At 53.0% G+C, this 19698-nt stretch carries 16 protein-coding genes, 4 tRNA genes and 1 other RNA gene; 9 read left to right on the top strand and 12 right to left on the bottom strand.

Annotated elements, in window-relative coordinates; all coding sequences use genetic code 11:
* Positions 1 to 49: 49 nt before the first annotated feature.
* From gcvH to A9165_RS13970, 6 genes are all read right to left on the bottom strand, one after another.
* Positions 50 to 439, bottom strand: a complete 390-nt coding sequence (gene gcvH / locus A9165_RS13995) for a glycine cleavage system protein GcvH (protein ID WP_065956356.1) — start codon at positions 437 to 439, stop codon at positions 50 to 52.
* Positions 440 to 571: 132 nt separating this feature from the next.
* The gene (gcvT, locus tag A9165_RS13990) at positions 572 to 1651 is read right to left on the bottom strand and encodes a glycine cleavage system aminomethyltransferase GcvT (protein WP_065956355.1); all 1080 of its coding nucleotides are present in this window, start codon (positions 1649 to 1651) and stop codon (positions 572 to 574) included.
* A 231-nt stretch (positions 1652 to 1882) separates the two neighbouring features.
* Positions 1883 to 3082: an FAD-dependent oxidoreductase gene (locus tag A9165_RS13985; RefSeq protein WP_065956354.1), complete on the bottom strand. Its 1200-nt coding sequence runs from the start codon at positions 3080 to 3082 to the stop codon at positions 1883 to 1885.
* Positions 3069 to 4277, bottom strand: coding sequence for a 2-octaprenyl-6-methoxyphenyl hydroxylase (gene ubiH, locus A9165_RS13980; protein ID WP_065956353.1), 1209 nt, complete (start codon positions 4275 to 4277; stop codon positions 3069 to 3071). The genes A9165_RS13985 and ubiH overlap by 14 nt, the downstream gene beginning before the upstream one ends.
* Positions 4278 to 4334: 57 nt before the next feature.
* Positions 4335 to 5642, bottom strand: a complete 1308-nt coding sequence (gene pepP, locus A9165_RS13975) for a Xaa-Pro aminopeptidase (RefSeq protein WP_065956352.1) — start codon at positions 5640 to 5642, stop codon at positions 4335 to 4337.
* A gap of 8 nt (positions 5643 to 5650) precedes the next feature.
* Positions 5651 to 6232 carry a UPF0149 family protein gene (locus A9165_RS13970; RefSeq protein ID WP_065956351.1) on the bottom strand — a complete coding sequence of 194 codons (582 nt, stop codon included), beginning with the start codon at positions 6230 to 6232 and terminating at the stop codon, positions 5651 to 5653.
* Positions 6233 to 6373: 141 nt separating this feature from the next.
* On the opposite strand from A9165_RS13970, the gene ssrS reads away from it, so the two are divergent.
* From ssrS to serA, 4 genes are all read left to right on the top strand, one after another.
* A non-coding RNA gene (gene ssrS, locus A9165_RS13965) (6S RNA) lies at positions 6374 to 6557 on the top strand.
* 38 nt (positions 6558 to 6595) lie between these two features.
* Positions 6596 to 7174, top strand: a complete 579-nt coding sequence (locus A9165_RS13960) for a 5-formyltetrahydrofolate cyclo-ligase (protein ID WP_065956350.1) — start codon at positions 6596 to 6598, stop codon at positions 7172 to 7174.
* A 122-nt stretch (positions 7175 to 7296) separates the two neighbouring features.
* Entirely contained in the window at positions 7297 to 7953 is a 657-nt protein-coding gene (gene rpiA, locus A9165_RS13955; RefSeq protein ID WP_008951555.1) for a ribose-5-phosphate isomerase RpiA, read from the top strand.
* A gap of 105 nt (positions 7954 to 8058) precedes the next feature.
* Entirely contained in the window at positions 8059 to 9285 is a 1227-nt protein-coding gene (gene serA / locus A9165_RS13950) for a phosphoglycerate dehydrogenase (protein WP_008607690.1), read from the top strand.
* 96 nt (positions 9286 to 9381) lie between these two features.
* Here serA and A9165_RS13945 read toward each other — a convergent pair whose 3' ends face one another.
* The 3 genes from A9165_RS13945 to gltX all read right to left on the bottom strand — a co-directional run bounded on the left by A9165_RS13945 (position 9382) and on the right by gltX (position 13818).
* Entirely contained in the window at positions 9382 to 11388 is a 2007-nt protein-coding gene (locus A9165_RS13945; protein ID WP_065956349.1) for a PhoX family phosphatase, read from the bottom strand.
* Between the two features lie 114 nt (positions 11389 to 11502).
* Positions 11503 to 12294: a YdiY family protein gene (locus A9165_RS13940; protein ID WP_065956348.1), complete on the bottom strand. Its 792-nt coding sequence runs from the start codon at positions 12292 to 12294 to the stop codon at positions 11503 to 11505.
* Positions 12295 to 12411: 117 nt separating this feature from the next.
* Positions 12412 to 13818, bottom strand: a complete 1407-nt coding sequence (gltX, locus tag A9165_RS13935) for a glutamate--tRNA ligase (protein ID WP_065956347.1) — start codon at positions 13816 to 13818, stop codon at positions 12412 to 12414.
* Between the two features lie 198 nt (positions 13819 to 14016).
* On the opposite strand from gltX, the gene A9165_RS13930 reads away from it, so the two are divergent.
* From A9165_RS13930 to A9165_RS13910, 5 genes are all read left to right on the top strand, one after another.
* Positions 14017 to 14092 (top strand) — tRNA-Val (locus tag A9165_RS13930).
* Between the two features lie 27 nt (positions 14093 to 14119).
* Positions 14120 to 14195: transfer RNA gene (locus A9165_RS13925), tRNA-Val, on the top strand.
* Positions 14196 to 14220: 25 nt separating this feature from the next.
* Positions 14221 to 14296: transfer RNA gene (locus tag A9165_RS13920), tRNA-Val, on the top strand.
* Between the two features lie 25 nt (positions 14297 to 14321).
* Positions 14322 to 14405, top strand: a tRNA-Cys gene (locus A9165_RS13915).
* A 788-nt stretch (positions 14406 to 15193) separates the two neighbouring features.
* Complete coding sequence (locus tag A9165_RS13910; RefSeq protein ID WP_065956346.1) at positions 15194 to 16822, top strand: response regulator; 1629 nt, start codon at positions 15194 to 15196, stop codon at positions 16820 to 16822.
* An 11-nt stretch (positions 16823 to 16833) separates the two neighbouring features.
* On the opposite strand, the gene A9165_RS13905 is transcribed toward A9165_RS13910, so the two are convergent.
* The 3 genes from A9165_RS13905 to ligA are packed head-to-tail and all read right to left on the bottom strand — an operon-like array spanning position 16834 to position 19662.
* Complete coding sequence (locus A9165_RS13905) at positions 16834 to 17301, bottom strand: DUF2919 family protein (RefSeq protein ID WP_065956345.1); 468 nt, start codon at positions 17299 to 17301, stop codon at positions 16834 to 16836.
* Positions 17298 to 17633: a DUF3392 domain-containing protein gene (locus A9165_RS13900; protein WP_065956344.1), complete on the bottom strand. Its 336-nt coding sequence runs from the start codon at positions 17631 to 17633 to the stop codon at positions 17298 to 17300. Before A9165_RS13900 ends, A9165_RS13905 begins: the two co-directional genes overlap by 4 nt.
* The gene (gene ligA / locus A9165_RS13895; protein ID WP_369799979.1) at positions 17626 to 19662 is read right to left on the bottom strand and encodes an NAD-dependent DNA ligase LigA; all 2037 of its coding nucleotides are present in this window, start codon (positions 19660 to 19662) and stop codon (positions 17626 to 17628) included. The genes A9165_RS13900 and ligA overlap by 8 nt, the downstream gene beginning before the upstream one ends.
* Positions 19663 to 19698 lie beyond the last annotated feature (36 nt).

Genomic DNA, 19698 nt, shown 5'->3' with positions numbered 1-19698 from the left:
AAAGCCCCGTTATCTACGGGGCTTTAGGGTGGCAGGATCTGCCGTAATATTAAGCTTCGTCAATCGCGCTCTGATAACCGGCGGCGTCTAACAGGGCGCCGAGCTCAGCTTCGTCTGCGATTTTAATCTTAAACATCCAGCCATCTTCGTACGGGCTGCTGTTTACCAGCTCTGGCGAGTCGCTCAGGGCATCGTTTACGGCAACAATTTCACCTGAAACCGGCGCATAAATATCTGACGCCGCTTTTACTGACTCAGCCACGGCAACATCATCACCTTGCGCTACAGACTCACCAACTTCTGGTAATTCAACGAATACCATATCCCCCAGTAATTCCTGAGCGTGCTCAGTGATACCTACGGTGTAGATGCCATCGCCTTCAGCGCGCAGCCATTCGTGGCTGGATGCGTATTTTAAGTTTGCAGGAATGTTGCTCATTGTAAGTTCCTTAGCTGTGTGTTCTTGCCACCTGCCGCCCTGTTAGCACAGGCACGGCCAGGTGAAGCCTCTCTGGTCTTTCCGGCAGCAGGCCGGCATCGTTATTGTATTATTTTTGGCCAGCTATAAAACTTAGACCAGTTTTTTACCCATGCGCACAAAGGCCGGTTTTACTACTTTTACCGGCACCAGTTTACCGCGAATATCCACTTCTGCTGTATCGCCGGTCGCGGAAGGTACCCGCGCCATCGCAATACTAAAGCCCAGCGTCGGCGAGAAAGTACCAGAGGTAATTTCACCTTCACCGGCAGCAGTGATCACTTTCTGGCCATGGCGTAATACCCCTTTTTGCTCCATTACCAGCCCCACCAGCTTGGCGGTGCCGGCAGCTTTGGCCTGCTCCAGCGCGGTGCGGCCAATAAAGTTACGATCGCCAGGCTCCCACGCAATGGTCCAGCCCATATTGGCGGCCAGTGGTGATACCGTTTCGTCCATATCCTGACCGTACAGGTTCATACCGGCTTCTAAGCGCAGGGTGTCGCGGGCGCCTAAACCACAGGGTTTTACTCCGGCAGTTACCAGCTGTTGCCAGAAGTCTGCCGCCTGCTCGTTTGGCAGCGCAATTTCGTAACCGTCTTCACCGGTATAACCGGTGGTAGCGATAAATAAATCACCCGCCTGCACGCCAAAAAATGGCTTCATGCCGGCGACGGCCGCTTGCTGCTCCGCCGTTAATAAGGTTGCCACCTTGGCTTTGGCATTCGGGCCCTGCACGGCAATCATCGCAAATTCCGGACGCTCGGTTACCGTAACATTAAAGGCTTTGGCTTCAGCGTTGATATGGGCTAAGTCTTTTTCGCGGGTGGCAGAGTTCACTACTAAGCGGAAGAAATCTTCTTGCAGGAAGTACACGATTAAATCGTCAATGACGCCGCCGGTGCTGTTTAACATGCCGCTGTACAGGGCTTTGCCGGGGGTGGTGAGTTTGGCAACGTCGTTGGCTAATAAATAACGCAGGAAGTTACGGGTATTGGCACCGGTTAAATCAACAATGGTCATATGCGACACATCAAACATGCCGGCATCCTGACGGACGGCGTGGTGTTCTTCAATCTGAGAGCCGTAGTTAATTGGCATATCCCAGCCGAAGAAATCGACCATTTTCGCACCAGCAGCCAGATGGCTGGCGTGTAACGCGGTTTTTTGAGCCATTATTTTTTCCTGTTTATTATGCGGGCCGGCAGCTTAATATTGAGCTTGGCAAATAAACCTTTGTTATCAGCCTATTACGCAATATTGCTACCAGTCTGACTAAAAAATACTGCTCGATTATACCCGATCACCCCGCCAGCAAACAGCCCAATTTGGATTACTTTTTGTAATGCGACAACCGGGGTTACCAAAAAAACTAAGGCAAATTTATGACAGCAATAATTGCTACAGCTATGGTTTGGCTAAAGCCGGTAAATCACCGCTATTACCCAGCGCCTGTGCCATCAGCTGCTGTTTAACAAAAGGCAGTTTATCGGCCAGCAGCAAACCTGCGCCGCGCAAAAATTTTAATGCCGGCTGCTCATTACTAAAACCACGTTTGAAAGCTTCCATCGCCGCGATCATGCTTTGCGCTTCGGCCTTACGCCAACGCTGATACGCCTGTAACACGCGGGGGGCAAATAGTGGTTTACCCGCCTGCTGTTGCTTGCCTAACAATTCAGCCAAGGCAGTCACATCCATTAAACCCAGATTCATGCCCTGCCCGGCTAACGGATGAATACTATGTGCTGCATCGGCCACCAGCACCACACGGCCACGTACCCAGTCACTGGCATAACGCATCCGTAGCGGATGCACGCTGCGCGCTGTTGTCAGCGTTAAACAACCCAATACACTTTGGCTGGCGGCGGTTAGGGCGCGCGCAAAGGCAGCATCATCCAGCGCCATCAGTTCGCTGGCTCGGCTGGTTTCAGCACTCCAGACAATAGAGCAATGCTTAGGATCCGGCAGCGGCAGCAGCGCCAGCGGCCCGGTCGGTAAAAACACCTGCCGCGCCGTCGCCTGATGTGGTTCATCGCAGTGGATCACCGCCACAATCGCATCCTGCTGATAGTCCCAGTGCGTCAGGGGTAACTGTAACTGCTGGCGCACGTATGAATTTACGCCATCGGCGCCAACCAGTAATTCGCTGAGTAAGATCTCGCCACTGCTCAGTTGCAGCAGCACCTCTCGTTCCGATTGCACTAACTGCTGAATTTGGGCACCAAAATAACAGTGGATCGCCGGCTGTTGCTGTACTTTTTGATACAGCTGCTGGCGAATCGCTTCGTTATCGCAGATCCAGCCTAAATCTGCCGGCTGTGGTGGCTCGGCGGCAAAATGAATGCGGCCAAAGCTGTCGGCATCCCACACCTGCATATGCTGATAAGCAGCGGCCTGCGCGGCTATGCCATCCCACACACCTAAATGGGCCAGCACCCGTTGTGAAGCCGGATTAAGGGCGCTTACGCGCAAATAGGCAGGCGTTGCCGGCAGTGGCTCAGCGCCCTTTTCCACCAGCGCCACCTTTAAGCCCTGCTCTGCCAATAACAGCGCCAGGGTTAAGCCGGCACTACCGGCGCCAACAATGGTGACATCAAGATTTTGCATAAAGAGTTCCATAACCCATAGTTTGCCGCGCGAGTGGCGTCTTAAGCGGATCGCACAGCAGCATCGCCGTCAGGCCAAGATTACGCGCCAGCGCCACCAGGCGTGAGCGGTTAGAAAAGGTGCGCACTAAGGCGTCGGTCAGCCAAATCACCTGCTGCATATCGGCCTGGCGTTGCTGCTGATAGGCACGCAGCAGCGCATAGCCACCGGCATCGGCTAAACCTTGTTCTGCCAGCAGCTGGCTTAAACAGGCAATATCTCGCAGTGCCAGATTAAAGCCCTGGCCGGCAATAGGGTGCAGGTTATGCAAGCTGTTACCTAACAATGCGGTGCGGTGATTCACCACCTGTTGGCTTTGCTTTAACACCAGCGGGTAAGCGGCGCGGCTGCCCACTGTAGTAAAGACGCCGGCCCGATAACCAAATGCCTGTTGAATTTGCGCTAGAAATTCGTTGTCACTGAGTGCCAGTAACCTTGGCACCTGCTCCGGAGGAACCGTCCAGACCAGCGAATAGCGGTTTTGGGTCAGCGGTAATAAAGCAATAGGGCCATGCTCGGTAAAGCGCTCGAACGCCTTATACTGATGCGCACTGCTGAGCGCCAGATTGGCGATAATGGCCGCTTGCGGATAAGGCTGCTCCGTTAAACTAAAACCGGCCAGCTGCCGGGTATTGGAAGCACCGCCTTCGGCGATCACCAGTAAGCGGGTACTCACACTCTCGCCGTCATCTAAGGTTAGCTGTTGCCAAGCTTGCTGTTTGTCGATGGCGGCGATGCTGCGCGGCTGTAGCCGGCTTAAATTCGGATGTTCCGCTAACGCCTGATACAGCGCGGCACCAATATGCTCCACTTCGATCACCTGCCCCAGGGCGGGCAAACGGTATTCGTCGGCACTAAGCCAGGTTTTGCCAAAATGGCCACGATCGGATACCGCTATGGTTTTGATTGGGCAGGCCTGCTGGGCCAATTGCGGCCAGAGTTGCCAGCGTTGTAATAATTCGACACTGGCCGCCGCCAGCGCAATACTGCGGCTATCAAAACTGGCTTTGGATACCGGCGTTTCAGCCTGCTCGATAATGGCGACCTTTAATGCCGGCGCCTGGCGTAATAATGCCAGCGCCAGCATCGAGCCGGCCATGCCACCACCGGCAATCACCAGATCAAAATCGACTGTGGTAGTGCTTGTTACTTGCACGGCTTACCTTATTTGTTGTGTATTTATGCTGTTACTGATTACTGTCAGAGCGTCAGGCTAGCGATTGGCCATCAGGGCTTCTACTTCCGCCAGGGTTTTGACACAGCCAGTAGTCAGGTTGTCATGGCCGTCCGCGGTCACCAGAATATTATCTTCGATCCGGATTGCCAGGCCCCACCATTTTTCGGCGGCCTCGCTACCCGGTGCGATATACAGGCCGGGTTCAATCGTCAGCACCATGCCGGGTTGAAACGGCCGATCGTCACCAGCGACCTTATAGGCGCCGACATCATGTACGTCCAGCCCCAGCCAATGGCCTATACCATGCATAAAATACTGCTTACAGGCTTTACTGGTAATGAGCTCGGTCAAATCGCCGTGCAAAATACCTAATTCCAGCAACCCTTTGGTCAGCACCTGCTCGGCAATGGCATTTAACTGTGCAAAGGTGCAACCGGGTTTAACGGCTTCGATGCAAGCCAGCTGCGCAGCCAGTACCAGCTGATACAGTGCCGCCTGCTCTGGGGTAAAACGGCCATTTACCGGGAAGGTGCGGCTAATATCAGCGGCATAGCCCTGTAACTCGCAGCCGGCATCAATTAATACCAGCTCGCCGTCAGTCAGCTGGCTGCTATTTTCGGTGTAGTGCAAAATACAGCCATTCTCACCACTGCCGACTATGGTGTTATAGGCCGCGAAACGGGCACCATGCAGCGCAAATTCATGCAGGATCTCGGCTTCTAACTGATATTCCCAGCCGCCGGCATGGCAAAAGCGCATGGCGCGATGATGAGCCTGAGTACTGATTTGGCCAGCGCGGCGCATTAGCATAATTTCGTCGGCACTTTTTATCAGCCGTTGTTCACTGCTATAAGGCCTAAGGTCCATCAGCGCCACCGGCGCCTGCTCACCGCGTTTTTCGCGCTGTCTGAGCCCCTGCATAATGGTCAGCACTTCTTGCTGCAATGCTGGTTCATCACCTAAATTCAGATACACCGCCTGCATGCCATTTAATGCCTGCTGCAGGCTGGCGCTACGCTCACTTAGACTAACGGCATTTAAACCCAGGGTAGTCAGTGCCGCAGCTGGCCCCAGCCGCCGGCCCTGCCACATTTCAGCAAAAGGGTCTTTGTCGCGGCACAGCAACAAGCTGCGACACTCACCCGCGGTGGTTTTAGTTATGATCAGTAAGGCATCGGGTTCGTTAAAGCCGGTGTAATACCAAAAGTCACTGTGCTGCCGAAACGGATATTCGGTATCGCGGCTACGAGTTTGCTCGGCAGCTGCACTCAGTAATACCACAGAGCGCTCTGGCAGTTGCGCCAGCAGTTGCTGACGCCGCTGCTGATAGACTTCGATTTGCATAGCAGACCTTAATGTAAGGTTTTATTTAACGGGCCCTTTACCGCCGGCCGCTGCCCGACTTCGTTGTAGCAGCTAAACACCATCAGCCGGATATGCTCCAGTACCAGGAAATAGGCTTCTTCGTTTTCTTCGGCGCTGGCATCGTCCTGCGTACTAAGGTCAACCTTAGTCACTTCACTAAGTTGATTAATCGCTTCGCGTACTTCTTCGCTTAATAACGATAAATCGGTTTGTTGTACCGAGAATCCGACTAAAAACGCCTGCGCCCACTCCACCATCGCTTCCAGCCGCTCAATCAGCGCATCATCGTCATGTGGCAGCAACAGCGCGAAATCATATTCAGCAGCACTCAGGCTTTGTGAGGTATTGCTGATCAGCTGCTGCACGTCGGTTTTTAGCGCCTGAGGCAGGGCCTGACCGTCATTTAAAAAGTCGTGCAGCACCGGCAAAAACTCGCTGGCATCGGCTGGCATACCGCCACACAGCAGGCCACTGATTAAACCATGCAATTCTGCGGCCGAAGCCATCACATAGGCTGCATCCAGGGCTGCGCTCCAGCGCTCATAGCTTTGTACCAGTGATAATGGCATACAGTGCCCCTTATTTACTTATATCTGCTTATGCTACCACTGCTACAGAGCCACGCCAACCTGTGCCTAAACAAGCAGCAGTTGGCCGCTTTTTGCCGGGCTTTGTTTCTCATCGGCATAAAAGCGGTGTTATACTGAGGGCGTTCTCTGGGTTGTTCGTGTTTTGTCGATGTCCCTGAGCCGATAATTGTTTTATTAAGGGATGTTTCTGCGTCGCTTTTGTGCAGGCCCGGCTAGTACTGGGAAGCCTACGGTGGCCATTGGCGTTCCGCCTTGAACCTTGGGTTCAAGGGCTGATACAGGGCACGGCAACTTCGGAGAACACTTCTACACTCTCTTCTTCCTGACAGCAAGGGTTCTAAATTGCTAAATCGGGCACAACTGCGAACTGAAATCCGTAACCGGCGGCAACAGCTAAGCGCTCAGGCGCAGCGGGACGCAGCTATCGGATTAGTGCGACAACTGCTCCCTTGTGCTGAGGTATTAGCGGCGCAACATATCGCGCTCTATCTGAGTAATGACAGCGAAATAGATACCACGGCGCTAATCCAGGCCTTATGGCAGGCCGGCAAGACGCTGTATTTGCCTATTTTGCATCCGTTTTGTGCCGGCTATCTGATATTCCAGCACTATCAGCCAACGACGCCATTAGTACCCAACCGCTTTGGTATTCCGGAGCCGAAACTAAACTGCGCTGAACTACTGCCGGTGCAGCAGCTGGATCTGATTTTTACCCCTTTAGTCGCGTTCGATAGCCTCGGGCAACGCCTTGGCATGGGTGGTGGCTTTTATGATCGTACCCTGTCGCAGTTAGCCGCCAATCATCATTGCCGGCTAATTGGTTTGGCGCATGATTGCCAACAAGTGCCGCAGTTACCCGTCGAGCCCTGGGATCAGCCACTGCATGCGGTAGCGACCGGCAGCCGACTGCTACGCTTTTAATCACTTTTTTTATAAGTCACCGCTTTTCTCGGCGAATTATCCGCGCTAACTAACACTGTCTTTTTTTCTGGCAGCCGATATACTATCCATCTTTATGGCTAAACGCATAAAGCGAACCCTCCATGACGCAAGATGAAATGAAACGCAACGCGGCCCGCGCCGCCGTGGCCTATATCGAGCCACAGACCATTGTCGGTGTCGGCACCGGCTCTACCGTAAACCACTTTATTGACGCTCTGGCCGAGATCAAAGATCAAATCGCCGGCGCCGTCTCCAGCTCTGAACAATCTACCGCCCGCTTAAAGGCACTGGGCATTCCGGTGCTGGATTTAAACAGCATTAGCGGCTTTGGCGTCTATGTTGATGGCGCCGACGAAATTAACGCCGCTAAACAAATGATTAAAGGCGGTGGTGCCGCCCTGACCCGCGAAAAAATTGTCGCCGCTGTCGCCAAAACCTTTATCTGTATCGTCGATAGTACCAAGCAGGTTGAGGTATTAGGCAAATTCCCGCTACCGGTTGAAGTGATCCCGATGGCCAGCAGCTATGTCAGCCGCGAACTGGCAAAACTGGGTGGTAAACCGGTAGTACGCGAAGGCGTGGTCACCGATAACGGTAATCTGATTATTGATGTGCACGGTTTACATATCAGCGAGCCGTTAGCGCTGGAGCAGCAGATTAATAATATCGTCGGTGTTGTTACCAATGGCATTTTTGCCGCTCGCGCCGCCGATCTGGTCTTGGTAGGTAGCGCTGAGGGTACTCAGGTACTGCGTTAACACTAAGCAAAGCTTTTGATAGAACTGTTTTTATAACAATAGCCCCGCTTAAGGGGCAGTGAAGACAACCGGGCAGCATTTATATTAAGCACAAGAGAAGTGACCATGGAAAAATTTTCGCTGGCAAAAGACAAAATTAAGATCCTGCTGCTGGAAGGCCTGCACCAGAGTGCCGTACAAACCTTTAAAGACCACGGCTACAGCAATATCGAGTATCTGAAAACCTCGCTGCCGGAAGACGAGTTGATTGAGCGGATTAAAGATGCCCACTTTATCGGCATTCGCTCGCGCACCCAGCTTACCGACAAGGTGTTAGAAGCTGCCTCTAAGCTGGTGGCGATCGGCTGCTTCTGTATCGGTACCAATCAAGTGGATCTGGACGCGGCGTTAAGACGCGCCATCCCGGTGTTTAATGCGCCCTTTTCTAATACCCGCTCGGTGGCTGAACTGGTGCTGGGACAAATTATTATGTTACTGCGCGGTATTCCGCAGCGTAATGCCGCGGCTCATCGTGGCGAGTGGTTAAAAACCGCCGATAACTCCTTTGAAGCACGCGGTAAAACGCTCGGCATTATCGGCTATGGCCATATCGGTACTCAGCTTGGCATTATGGCCGAAAATATCGGTATGCGGGTGCAGTTTTACGATATCGAAAACAAGCTGGTACTGGGCAATGCGGTACAGGTAGATTTAGGCAGCTTACTGAAAACATCCGATGTGATCAGCCTGCATGTGCCGGAAACGCCACAAACCAAAAATATGATTGGCGAAGCCGAACTGGAGCTGATGAAGCACGGTGCTATCCTGATCAATGCCTCGCGTGGCACTGTGGTTGATATCGATGCCCTGACCAGCGCGTTACAAAGCAAAAAGCTGGCCGGCGCCGCCATCGATGTATTCCCGGTGGAGCCTAAAGGCAACGACGAAGAATTTATCTCGCCACTGCGCCAGTTCGATAATGTGATTTTAACCCCGCATATCGGTGGCTCGACTCAGGAAGCGCAGGAGAATATCGGCTTTGAAGTCGCCGGTAAACTGGTGAAATACAGTGATAATGGCTCTACGCTGTCGGCGGTGAATTTCCCGGAAGTGTCGCTGCCAGAGCATAAAGGCCGCTCGCGCCTGCTGCATATCCACAAAAACCAACCGGGTATGCTGACCAAGATCAACGAAGCCTTTGCCCGGCATAATATCAATATCTCCGGCCAGTACCTGCAAACTGTGCAGGAAATTGGTTATGTGGTGATTGATATTGACTCGGCCGATCACGAACTGGCACTGAATGAGCTAAAAGCCATTCCCGGTACCTTAAGAGCGCGGGTATTACACTAAGGTTTTACTGAGTCGCACTATTTACTTAGTCACATGAAAAGCAGAACAGGGGGCCAAGGCCCCCTGCGTTATTAGTGCAGTCAATAATGGAGTACCTTAGGTCCCAATCATACCACCGTCATCTTTGGTAATAATCACCGTCGCTGAACGCGGCCGGCTATTGCCACCGTCCGGCCAGTTACTGGTAAAGTTCGTTACGCTGGAACGATCGCCCGGATGCTGGATATTCACAAACATAGTGCGCTGATCCGGCGTCATAATCACCCCTGTCACTTCACAGTCAATTGGCCCCACCAGGAAACGCTTGATCTGTCGGCTCACCGGATCGGCAACCAGCATGGCATTGTTACCATAAGGGCCGCTGCTTTGCTGAGAGCCACTCATATCCGTTTGGATCCACAGTAAGCCATTATCATCAAACCACAGACCATCCGGGCTGGCGTGGTGGTTATCTGCCGTTAATACCAGGTTGGTTCCCGGCGTAGCGGTACCAACGTCACCGGCCAGCAGGAAGATATCCCAGTTAAACTGGCTTGAGGCCAGGGTACCGCGCTCTTTCCAGCGGATAATATGGCCAGTGGCATTGTTGGCGCGCGGGTTAGCTGCATCAACCTGCGCCGCAGTACGGTTAGTATTGTTAGTCAGGGTAAAATACACTTCCGAGGTTTCCGGATGCACTGCGCCCCACTCTGGCCGATCCATCTTGGTCGCGCCGGCTATATCGGCGGCCAGGCGGGTATTAAGCAGCACATCGGCCTGATCGCTAAAGCTTACGCCGGCCAGAGCGGCCTTGGCAGCAAACTCGGGATTGTTAATATCCAGCGCCAGCCAGTCACCAGAGCCATCGGCGTTAAAACGGGCGACATACAGGGTACCGTCATTCAGCAGATGCCCACCGGCAGTATTGCGGAAGTACGGCTGTTTCGACACATACTTGTAAATATATTCATCCCGCGCATCATCGCCGGAATAAGCCACTAACGGCTCGCCTTCGGTGACCTTGGCAAAGACGATACCTTCATGGGCAAAACGGCCCAGGGCGGTGCGTTTTTGCGGCACACTGTCCGGATTAAAGGGGTCGATTTCAACGATCCAGCCAAAGGTATTGGGTTCGTTGCGGTAATCCTCAGCGGCACTGGCTGCTAATGTCGATGCATTAAAACGCTGATAGCGATCTGCAGCTGGCGTAGCCGTTTCCCAGAAATAGCGGCCATTACTGCTGCCAACGCCATAGCGGCGGTGCTCACGAACCTGGGGGCTATCGCTATTCATAAAGTAGCCCGCCCAGTTTTCCTCCGCCGTCAGGTAAGTGCCCCAGGGCGTGTAACCATGAGCACAGTTATTTAAGGTGCCGCGGGTACGGCTGCCATCCGGACTGTATTTGGTCACTACCTTGGCATGGCCTCGTACCGGGCCTGCCAGCTCCATGGGGGTTTCACCGGTAATACGGCGGTTAAAAGGGCTGTTACTGACGACCCGCCAGTCACCATTGGCCGCTTTTTCAATATGCACCACACTGACACCATGCGCCGCCAGCTCTTTGGCCACCTGTTCCGCCGGGCGTGGTAATACCGGTCCTTGCGGATGCAGTACATTCGGTTCGACATATTCATGGTTCATCACCAGCAAGCCTTCGCTGGAGCTGTTGCCACCGCTGCGCACATCAATCGGGAAAAAATGCATGCCATCATGGTTCATGCCCATTTGCATCGCCTGCTCGGCCGCTGTGTTACTGGCGTCCGCCAGAAAGTTCGGATAGGTGCCGGTGATAGGAGTACCCCAGGCCAGGAAAGGCTTAGCGCTATAGCCCGCCGGTACGGTAATGCCATCAACCCGGTTGGCCGCAATAGCAGCAAAACCCAAAAAAGCCGGTGCCGGGATCACACTAACAGGTGGCAAAGGCTCAGCGGTATCGCTGCTATTACAGCCGGTTAAGCCAACGCCCATAATACCGGACACGGCTGCTGCCAAACTGCCTTTTAAAAAGCTGCGCCGCGCCATCCGTTGTTCTAATACCTCGCCAAAGCTCGGATTAGCAGACGTATTAGAGATGGGCTCCAGGCCGGAGTTATCTATTTGAACAGGGAGATTAGGTTGTGTCATGGTCAGGGTTCCTGCGTTATTTATAATATTGGCGCAGAAATTGGAACACGACTATGTGAAAGCCAAATGACATCCAGGTGGCTTTTTGGTTAAAGATTGATTACAAAAAACTGCTTAGAATTGATACACCAGCGACGCCGAGGTTTCGGTATCAGTAGTTTGCAAATTGCCTTCAGGCCGCGAGTTGTGGCTAACCGAGAAACTTAAACGCATTGCCAGCCGGCCATTAATTTGCGCGGTTAAAGCGCTGCGGCTGGTATAAGCCGAGTTTTCGCCATCGACCGACACATTGCCCTCAAAGGTTTGACGGAAACGGCTGCCTTTGTAAATTTCCTGCTCAAAGTTGAGTGCCAAAAACCAGATCAAACCCTTAGAAGTGCTGCCGGAAGCGCCCTCGCGATACGCAAAACCCGGGCCGGTTTCCAGATCCAGATAATTGGCCTGCTTTTGATACACCCGGTTAGCATAACCTGTTGCCAGCGAGCCGACCTGCCGGAATGAACCAAACATATCGTAGGCATAGGCACCGCGGCCAAAGAACGAGGTAGAACCGCTTAAAAACTTATAGTTACTCTGCCCTGACAACGCATAGCGTTTTACCGTGGCCTCGGTGCGCACTTCACCGGTTTCACTGTTGGTAAACTGATTCTTTTGGATCCGGCCCTGCACATTATAGCGGTTCCGGAAATAATCATTTTCATGCACCATTTCGGTGTTTACCCGCCAGCCGCGTGCATCGGTGTTGCCATCGATAAACAAAAAGCCCAGCTCAATATCGCCGGTAAGGGTGCCCAGTAACCCCAGGTTCTGTAACTCAGGTACCAGAGGCTCGGCCTCTTCCGGCGCTTCATTGGCACTGACCTGAAACGCCAGCAAGGCCACGACTAACAATAAAAAAACAGGCATGTTTAATCTAATATTCAGTTTTTTTTAATCTACACGCAAAGTGAATTAAAAACGCCTGAACTCGCAGGCGTTATCACATCTTAAGGTATCCGCTCAGACCGGGTCTGAGCCGGTGCATCAGACCGCGTGCTGCTTAATAAAGCTCAGCGCCTGCTCGATGCGGGCCAGGCTGCGCGCCTGACCAATCAGTTGTAACGTCAGATCCAGCGCCGGTGAATTACCGCCACCTGTTACTGCCACCCGTAGCGGCATCCCCACCTTACCCATACCCAGCGCCAGTTCGGCGGCGGTATCGGTAATTTGCTGATGGATCAGCGCTGGCTGCCAGTCGGTTAACTTAGCCAGTTTGGCATGTAACAATGCCAAAGGTTCCGCCGCTGCCGCAATTAAATGTTTCTTGGCGGCCGCTTCGTCAAAGCTGCTAAAGTCTTCATAGAAATAGCGGCTGACTTCCACCATTTCTTTTAAGGTTTTAACCCGTTCGGCCTGTACCTGCACCAGCTGCGCTAAACTTGGCCCGGTGCTGATATCCAGTTTTTGCTCGGTAACATGCCAGGCTAAATGGCTGGCGACTTCTTCTGCCGGCAGGGTTTTCATATAGTGTTGATTTAACCAGATCAGCTTGTCGGTATTAAAGGCCGATGGGGCACGATTACAAGCTGACAGGTCGAACAGCTGTACCAGCTCGTCCAGACTAAAAATTTCCTGATCGCCATGCGACCAACCCAGACGAACTAAATAGTTGATCAGTGCCTGCGGTAAAAAGCCGTTATCGCGATATTGCATAACGCCGACCGCGCCGTGACGTTTTGATAACCGCTTGCCATCGTCGCCCAGAATCATCGGTACGTGCGCGTATTTTGGGATCTCAGCGCCCAGTGCAGCCAGAATATTCATCTGCCGCGGGGTGTTATTGACATGGTCATCACCCCGGATCACATGGGTAATGCCCATTTTCCAGTCATCAACGACCACGGTCAGGTTATAGGTTGGGGTGCCGTCACTGCGGGCAATTACCAGATCGTCCAGCTCAGCATTGGCAATTTCAATGCGGCCTTTAATCATATCATCAATCACGACCACGCCATCCAGCGGGTTTTTAAAGCGGATCACATAAGGCTTGTCGGCCGGATGATCAGTGCGATCGCGCCACATACCGTTATATTTTGGCTTTTCACCGGCAGCCATTTGCGCTTCGCGCATCGCGTCCAGCTCTTCTACCGTACAGAAGCACTTGTAGGCTTTGCCTTCTGCCAACAGCTGCGCCACCACTTCTTTATACAGGTCAAAGCGTTTGGTTTGATAGTACGGGCCTTCGTCGTGTTCCAGTCCCAGCCACTGCATACCTTCTAAAATGGCGTCTACCGATTCCTGGGTTGAGCGTTCCAGATCGGTATCTTCAATACGCAGAATAAATTTACCGCCATTTTTTCTGGCATACAGCCAGCTGTATAAAGCAGTACGGGCGCCACCTACGTGTAAGTAGCCGGTTGGGCTGGGTGCAAAACGGGTCACTAATGACATAATCTTTCCAATTCAGACAGGCAAAAAGCTAAGAGGCCGGTATTGTAACAATCCACGCCGGCGGATGCACCCGAGGCGTAGTGGCAAAAGCTGGTTTTTTTCACTATGCTGTTTACTTTTGCGGCATACAGCGCGCTTTGCCCGAAAATAAAGTTGACAGCTAAATCACGCTCCCTATAATGTGCGCCATCGCAGCGTGGATTGTTAGCTCAGCTGGGAGAGCACCGCCCTTACAAGGCGGGGGTCACTGGTTCGAACCCAGTACAATCCACCAATATTTTCTACACAGCGATACTCCCATGGATTGTTAGCTCAGCTGGGAGAGCACCGCCCTTACAAGGCGGGGGTCACTGGTTCGAACCCAGTACAATCCACCAAAACTCGATACAGCAATACTCCCTTGGATTGTTAGCTCAGCTGGGAGAGCACCGCCCTTACAAGGCGGGGGTCACTGGTTCGAACCCAGTACAATCCACCAAAGCTCCTATTTACGATACTCCCATGGATTGTTAGCTCAGCTGGGAGAGCACCGCCCGCTTTTTACAAAAACACGGTTGCCACTGGTTCGAACCCAGTACAATCCACCAAAACTCTTAAGCAAAAATTCCAATAGATTGTTATCCCAACCGGGAGAGCACCACCCGCTTTTTACAAAAACACGGTTGCCACTGGTTCGAACCCAGTAAAATCCCACCAAACCCCAACACTTAGCGTCCAGACCAGTGCAGCGCCCTTAGCTGGGTAGTAATTTTCTTCACCGGCTTCAAGGATCACATCCCTGTGCCCTTTCAGCCTCCGCAGCATCCCTGCTGCTGTTACAAAAATTCTACCGCAGCTAAGGGCTTAAAGAGCATCGGTTAGGCATCACGACAATATACTATTGGCGGCACGATCGTGAACGAGGCGGTAAATGCAGAGTACACTTTTCTGGGGACGTCTTTCGCATGGATGCGAAAGGGGAGCCCCCAGGGATGGGTTCACGGCGTGCCCCAGGAAAGTTGTACGGCGCGTTTAGCCGACGGATGCACCGAGATAGAACCTGCGTAACGATGAGCACCAGTAGCGTTGAGATTGGGGCAGCGCCCTTAGCTGGGTAGCAATTTTCTCCACCAGCTTCAAGGATCACATCCCTGTGCCCTTTCAGCCTCCGCAGCATCCCTGCTGCTGTTACGAAAATTCTACCGCAGCTAAGAGCTTAACTAATATCGGTGAGGCATCACGGAAAATATCCTTCTGGCCGCAAGATCTTGAACAAAGTGGTAAATACAGAGTACCGATTTAGTGCGCAATCGCCTATTTATTGATCCTGCCCGGTTAACTCAAGGCAAAAAGTTGCTATAGTAGCTTTAGACGAAGTTCTCGGATCCAGCCTGTAATGGAAAATGCACCCAAGCGGGACGAACGCATCCTGATTATTGATGAGCAACCCCTGTCACAAAGCTACCTGCGCTACACGCTGGAGCAGCTGGGTTATCAGAATATTACCATTGCCGAACGGCCACAGCAGGCGCTGGCACTGTGCCGTAACAACCTGTTCGATCTTATTATCTGCTCGTATAACCAGGCCGATGGCAAAGACGGCTTTCAGCTGTTTGCCGAATTAAAATTCAGTGGCCTGCAAAAGCACAGCAGTGCCGTGATCTTTATCAGCGCCGAGACCGATCCGAACCTGGTACACAGTGTTATTGAATTACAGCCGGACGAGTTTCTAGCCAAACCCTTTGTAATTAAAGACTTACAGCTACGTATTGAACGGGTGCTAAAACGTAAACAACAACTGCGCCCGTTGTATCAGTTGCTGGATGCGCAGCATTACCAGGCAGCGCTGAATTATATCGACGAGCAACTTGCTGATGCCAATCAACGTAAATGGTTTCCGCTGCTGTTAAAGCTGAAAGGCGACATTCTGCTGGCACAGCAAGAATTTACCGATGCCGAACACTTCTTTCTCGCCATGCTGAGTATTCAGCCCTTTAGCTGGGCCAAGATGGGGCTGGTACGGTGTTTTGTCGCCAAAGATCAGGAACAGCAGGCGTTTAACTTACTGGAAGAGTTATTACTGCGCAGCGAAAGCCGGCTGTTTGCGCTCGACTTATTGGCGGAACTGGAATTTAAACAACAGCATTACCAGCAAGCCCAACAGCATTTGATTGATGCCGCCGAGCTGGCGCCGCGAAATTTACTGCGCCAGCAGAAATTACTGCAGTTATCCCGCCTGAATCATGATTACGAAACTCAGTATCAGGCGGCACGGGATATGGTGAAATATGCCCGTTACTCGGCTTTTGAACAGCCGGATCTGTATTTGAATCTGGCGCGGGCCAGTATTGATTTTGCGCTGGCCACTGAAGATGAAGAGCAGCACAGCCGCTTAAACCGGCAGGTAAATCTGAGCTTACAGGCGTTACAAAAGCAGTTTGCCAAGCAGGATTTGTGGGAGCAACATCAGGTAGTACAGGCCCGTTTGCTGTATTTACAGGACCACAAAGATAAAGCCAAAGCGCTGCTACGCGATCTGAAAACCGATCAGCCGATCACCTCGCTGGAAGATGCCTTGGATAAGGCTAAGGCGCTGCATGAAGTGGGGCTTACCGACGCGGCAGAACAACTGTTTAGCCAAATCAGCCAGCACTGTAAACAGCAACAACCCGATCCGCTGCTGGGCGCCTATCTGCAACAGGAAGTCACCGAGCGCCGGCAAATGCAACAAGGCCCGCGCGAGCTTAACAACAGCGCTGTACAGCTTTATCAACGCGGACATTGGGAGCAGGCGTTTGAAGCCTTCGCTCTGGCACACAAGGTGATGCCGAAGAATGCCGGTATTGCACTCAACTTACTGCAAACCCTGCTAACCAGCCCAAGACCTCTGTGCGCACCAGACCTGCGCTATCGTTTGCTGCAACAATGTGAGCTGGTTGTCGCCGGCGCCAGCCTTAAACCTGAGCAGCAACGTCGTTATGAACAGCTAAAAAGCAAGCAACAGCCGTTATCGATGAATGCCTGAGCCGCGGTACTTTATTTCTCTACCGGCTCCGGCCATTCGCTAAAGATCCGCGGCAGGGTTTTCGAGCGCAGCAGCCAGAATAGCCCCAGCCCCAGACCAAACACCGCAACCAGCCGCCAGGGCGCATCCAGGATCACATCCGGCGGTAAATCGTAAATACTGTAAGCCAAATCGACGGCGCAGCTGATAAATAATAAGCCGCGGCTGTAGCGCCAGATGGCGCGCCAGGCGGCGCTGCGTTTATCGCTGCGTTGACTTAGTGCCGCCACGACCAACAGTACCGGCAAGGCAATGACACAGGCAATCAAAAAGTCCTGCTGTTGCGGATAGAACAGTTTCAGTAAATCTTTTTGCTGCGGCGGCAAGGTCAATACCAATACCCAGCTTAAATAAGGACGCAGCAGCAGCGCCAGCAACCAGTAAAAGCGTTGTGGTATCGGCGTCAGACCGTATTTATCCAGCAGAGGCCAGTCTTTCATGCCTGTCGCTTGCGTTGTGCCAGCATCCCCAGCAGCACAAAGACTGCCAGGCTCACCCAGGGTAGCCAGAGGTTGCTTAAACCCGCCAATTGCTTGGCCACCAGCGGCGTTAAAAACAACGTCAGGGCGCCATAGCCAAAGGCACAAAGCAGCACAAAAATAGCGGTGCGCCAGATAAAGTGCCAGTGTGCGGTTTGCCGGCGTACACTTTGATTTAGTGTATCGCCAAACACCACCAGTGTAGTTGCCACCATGGCCAGCGCCATATCGCGCACATAGGGGCGAAACAAGGCGCCCCAGTCCAGTAATAAGCTAACTAACCAATCAGGCATCCGGGCTGACTCCATACTGCTTAAACAAATCCAACATCTGTTGCTCATCCCAGACCGGTACCTGTAATTCACTGGCTTTCGCCAGTTTCGAGCCGGCATTTTCGCCGGCAATCACGGCATGAGTTTTCGCTGACACCGAGCCGGAGACTTTGGCCCCCAGCCGCTGTAATAACGCCTTGGCTTCATCGCGGCCCATACTGCTCAAAGTACCGGTTAATACGATGGTCTGGCCGCTTAACGGCTGTTCAGTAACCTGTTGCAGTGCTATCGCCGGCCAATGCAGGCCTTGCGCCAGTAAGGCGCTGACCACCTGTTGGTTATGCGGCTCGCGGAAGAAATGATACAAATGCTCAGCAACGACAGTGCCAACATCGCTAACCGCTAACAGCTGCTCGATACTGGCGGCCATCAGGGCATCCAGGCTTGCAAAATGATTGGCCAGATTCAGCGCCGTCGCCTCGCCTACTTCCCGGATCCCTAGGGCATAAATAAAGCGCGGCAAGGTGGTGCTTTTCGCGGCTTTAATGGCATTTAACAGCTTTAATGCCGACTTCTCGCCCATCCGCTCCAGGCCAACTAAAGACGGCATATCCAGCTCAAAGATCGCATCCGGTGTTTTCACCAGTTGCTGCTCTACTAACTGCTCAACCAGCTTATCGCCCAGACCTTCAATATCCAGCGCCTTGCGCGAGACAAAATGTTTTAGCGATTCTTTCAGCTGTGCCGCGCAATATAAACCGCCACTGCAGCGGGCCACCGCCTCACCACTCACCCGCTCCACCGCTGAACCACAGACCGGGCAGACCTCGGGGAAGATGACCGGCTTTGTCTGTGCCGGGCGCTGCTCGGTAACGACGGCAACAATTTGTGGGATCACATCACCGGCGCGGCGCACTATCACTTTATCGCCAATTTGTACGCCCAGCCGGTTTATTTCGTCCTGATTGTGCAGCGTGGCATTACTGACCATCACTCCGCCGACATTAACCGGCTCCAGCCGTGCAACCGGAGTGATAGCGCCAGTACGACCGACCTGAAAATCCACGTCCAGTAAGGTGGTTAGCATTTCCTGCGCCGGGAATTTAAAGGCAATGGCCCAGCGCGGCGCGCGGGCGACAAAGCCCAGCGCCTGTTGCTGCGCCAGATTACTAACCTTAATGACGACACCGTCAATTTCATAAGGCAGTGCCGCGCGTTTGGCCAGGATCTGCTGATAGTAGCTCAGCGCTGCTGCTGTACCTTCAACCAGGCGGATCTCCGGGCATACCGGCAGGCCCCAGTCTTTTAGCTGTTGCAGCCGCTGATAATGGCAGCGGCTATTCAGCCGTAACTCAGGATCCTCTACTTGACCAACTGCATAAGCATAAAACATCAGCGGTCTTTTCGCGGTAACGGCCGGATCCAACTGCCGTAAACTGCCCGCAGCAGCGTTACGCGGGTTGGCAAAGACTTTTTCACCGCGAGCCTTGGCATCGTTGTTCAGCCGTTCAAAGCCAGAGAGCGGCATAAAGACTTCGCCGCGCACTTCCAGTACCGGCGGTACTTCACCGCTTAAGCGCAGCGGGATCGCCCGGATGGTGCGGATATTGGCGGTAATATCTTCGCCGGTGCTGCCATCGCCGCGGGTTGCCGCCTGCACTAACACGCCGTGTTCGTAACGGATACTGACCGCCAGGCCGTCTAACTTAGGCTCAGCACAAAAGCTAAAATCGCCGGCAAAGTCCAGCCGATCCTGCATCCGTTTTACAAAGGCCAGAAAATCGCTGTCATCAAACGCATTGTCCAGCGATAACATCGGTACCTGATGGCTAACCTGGGAGAACTTGGCTAAGGGGGCGCCACCAACCCGCTGTGTTGGTGAGTCGGCGGTAATCAATTCTGGATGCTGCTGTTCCAGTTGTTGCAGCTCGCGGTAAAGCCGATCGTATTCGGCATCCGGCACACTGGGAGCGTCTAACACATAGTATTGATAGTTATACTGTTCCAGCTGCCGGCGCAGCTGAGCGATTTGCTGTTCAGGAGACATCATTTGCAAACTCACCAATTGGCATAGGGGCAGTCAGTG

Source organism: Alishewanella sp. HH-ZS (assembly GCF_001704375.1).
GTDB lineage: Bacteria > Pseudomonadota > Gammaproteobacteria > Enterobacterales > Alteromonadaceae > Alishewanella > Alishewanella aestuarii.
This window is presented reverse-complemented; position numbering and strand designations above follow the sequence as displayed.

Coding starts and splice junctions, on each gene's coding strand:
- gcvH (WP_065956356.1), bottom strand. CDS start 439: ATGAGCAACATTCCTGCAAACTTAAAATACGCATCCAGCCACGAATGG.
- gcvT (WP_065956355.1), bottom strand. CDS start 1,651: ATGGCTCAAAAAACCGCGTTACACGCCAGCCATCTGGCTGCTGGTGCG.
- A9165_RS13985 (WP_065956354.1), bottom strand. CDS start 3,082: ATGCAAAATCTTGATGTCACCATTGTTGGCGCCGGTAGTGCCGGCTTA.
- pepP (WP_065956352.1), bottom strand. CDS start 5,642: ATGCAAATCGAAGTCTATCAGCAGCGGCGTCAGCAACTGCTGGCGCAA.
- A9165_RS13970 (WP_065956351.1), bottom strand. CDS start 6,232: ATGCCATTATCACTGGTACAAAGCTATGAGCGCTGGAGCGCAGCCCTG.
- rpiA (WP_008951555.1), top strand. CDS start 7,297: ATGACGCAAGATGAAATGAAACGCAACGCGGCCCGCGCCGCCGTGGCC.
- serA (WP_008607690.1), top strand. CDS start 8,059: ATGGAAAAATTTTCGCTGGCAAAAGACAAAATTAAGATCCTGCTGCTG.
- A9165_RS13945 (WP_065956349.1), bottom strand. CDS start 11,388: ATGACACAACCTAATCTCCCTGTTCAAATAGATAACTCCGGCCTGGAG.
- A9165_RS13940 (WP_065956348.1), bottom strand. CDS start 12,294: ATGCCTGTTTTTTTATTGTTAGTCGTGGCCTTGCTGGCGTTTCAGGTC.
- gltX (WP_065956347.1), bottom strand. CDS start 13,818: ATGTCATTAGTGACCCGTTTTGCACCCAGCCCAACCGGCTACTTACAC.
- A9165_RS13910 (WP_065956346.1), top strand. CDS start 15,194: ATGGAAAATGCACCCAAGCGGGACGAACGCATCCTGATTATTGATGAG.
- A9165_RS13905 (WP_065956345.1), bottom strand. CDS start 17,301: ATGAAAGACTGGCCTCTGCTGGATAAATACGGTCTGACGCCGATACCA.
- A9165_RS13900 (WP_065956344.1), bottom strand. CDS start 17,633: ATGCCTGATTGGTTAGTTAGCTTATTACTGGACTGGGGCGCCTTGTTT.
- ligA (WP_369799979.1), bottom strand. CDS start 19,662: ATGATGTCTCCTGAACAGCAAATCGCTCAGCTGCGCCGGCAGCTGGAA.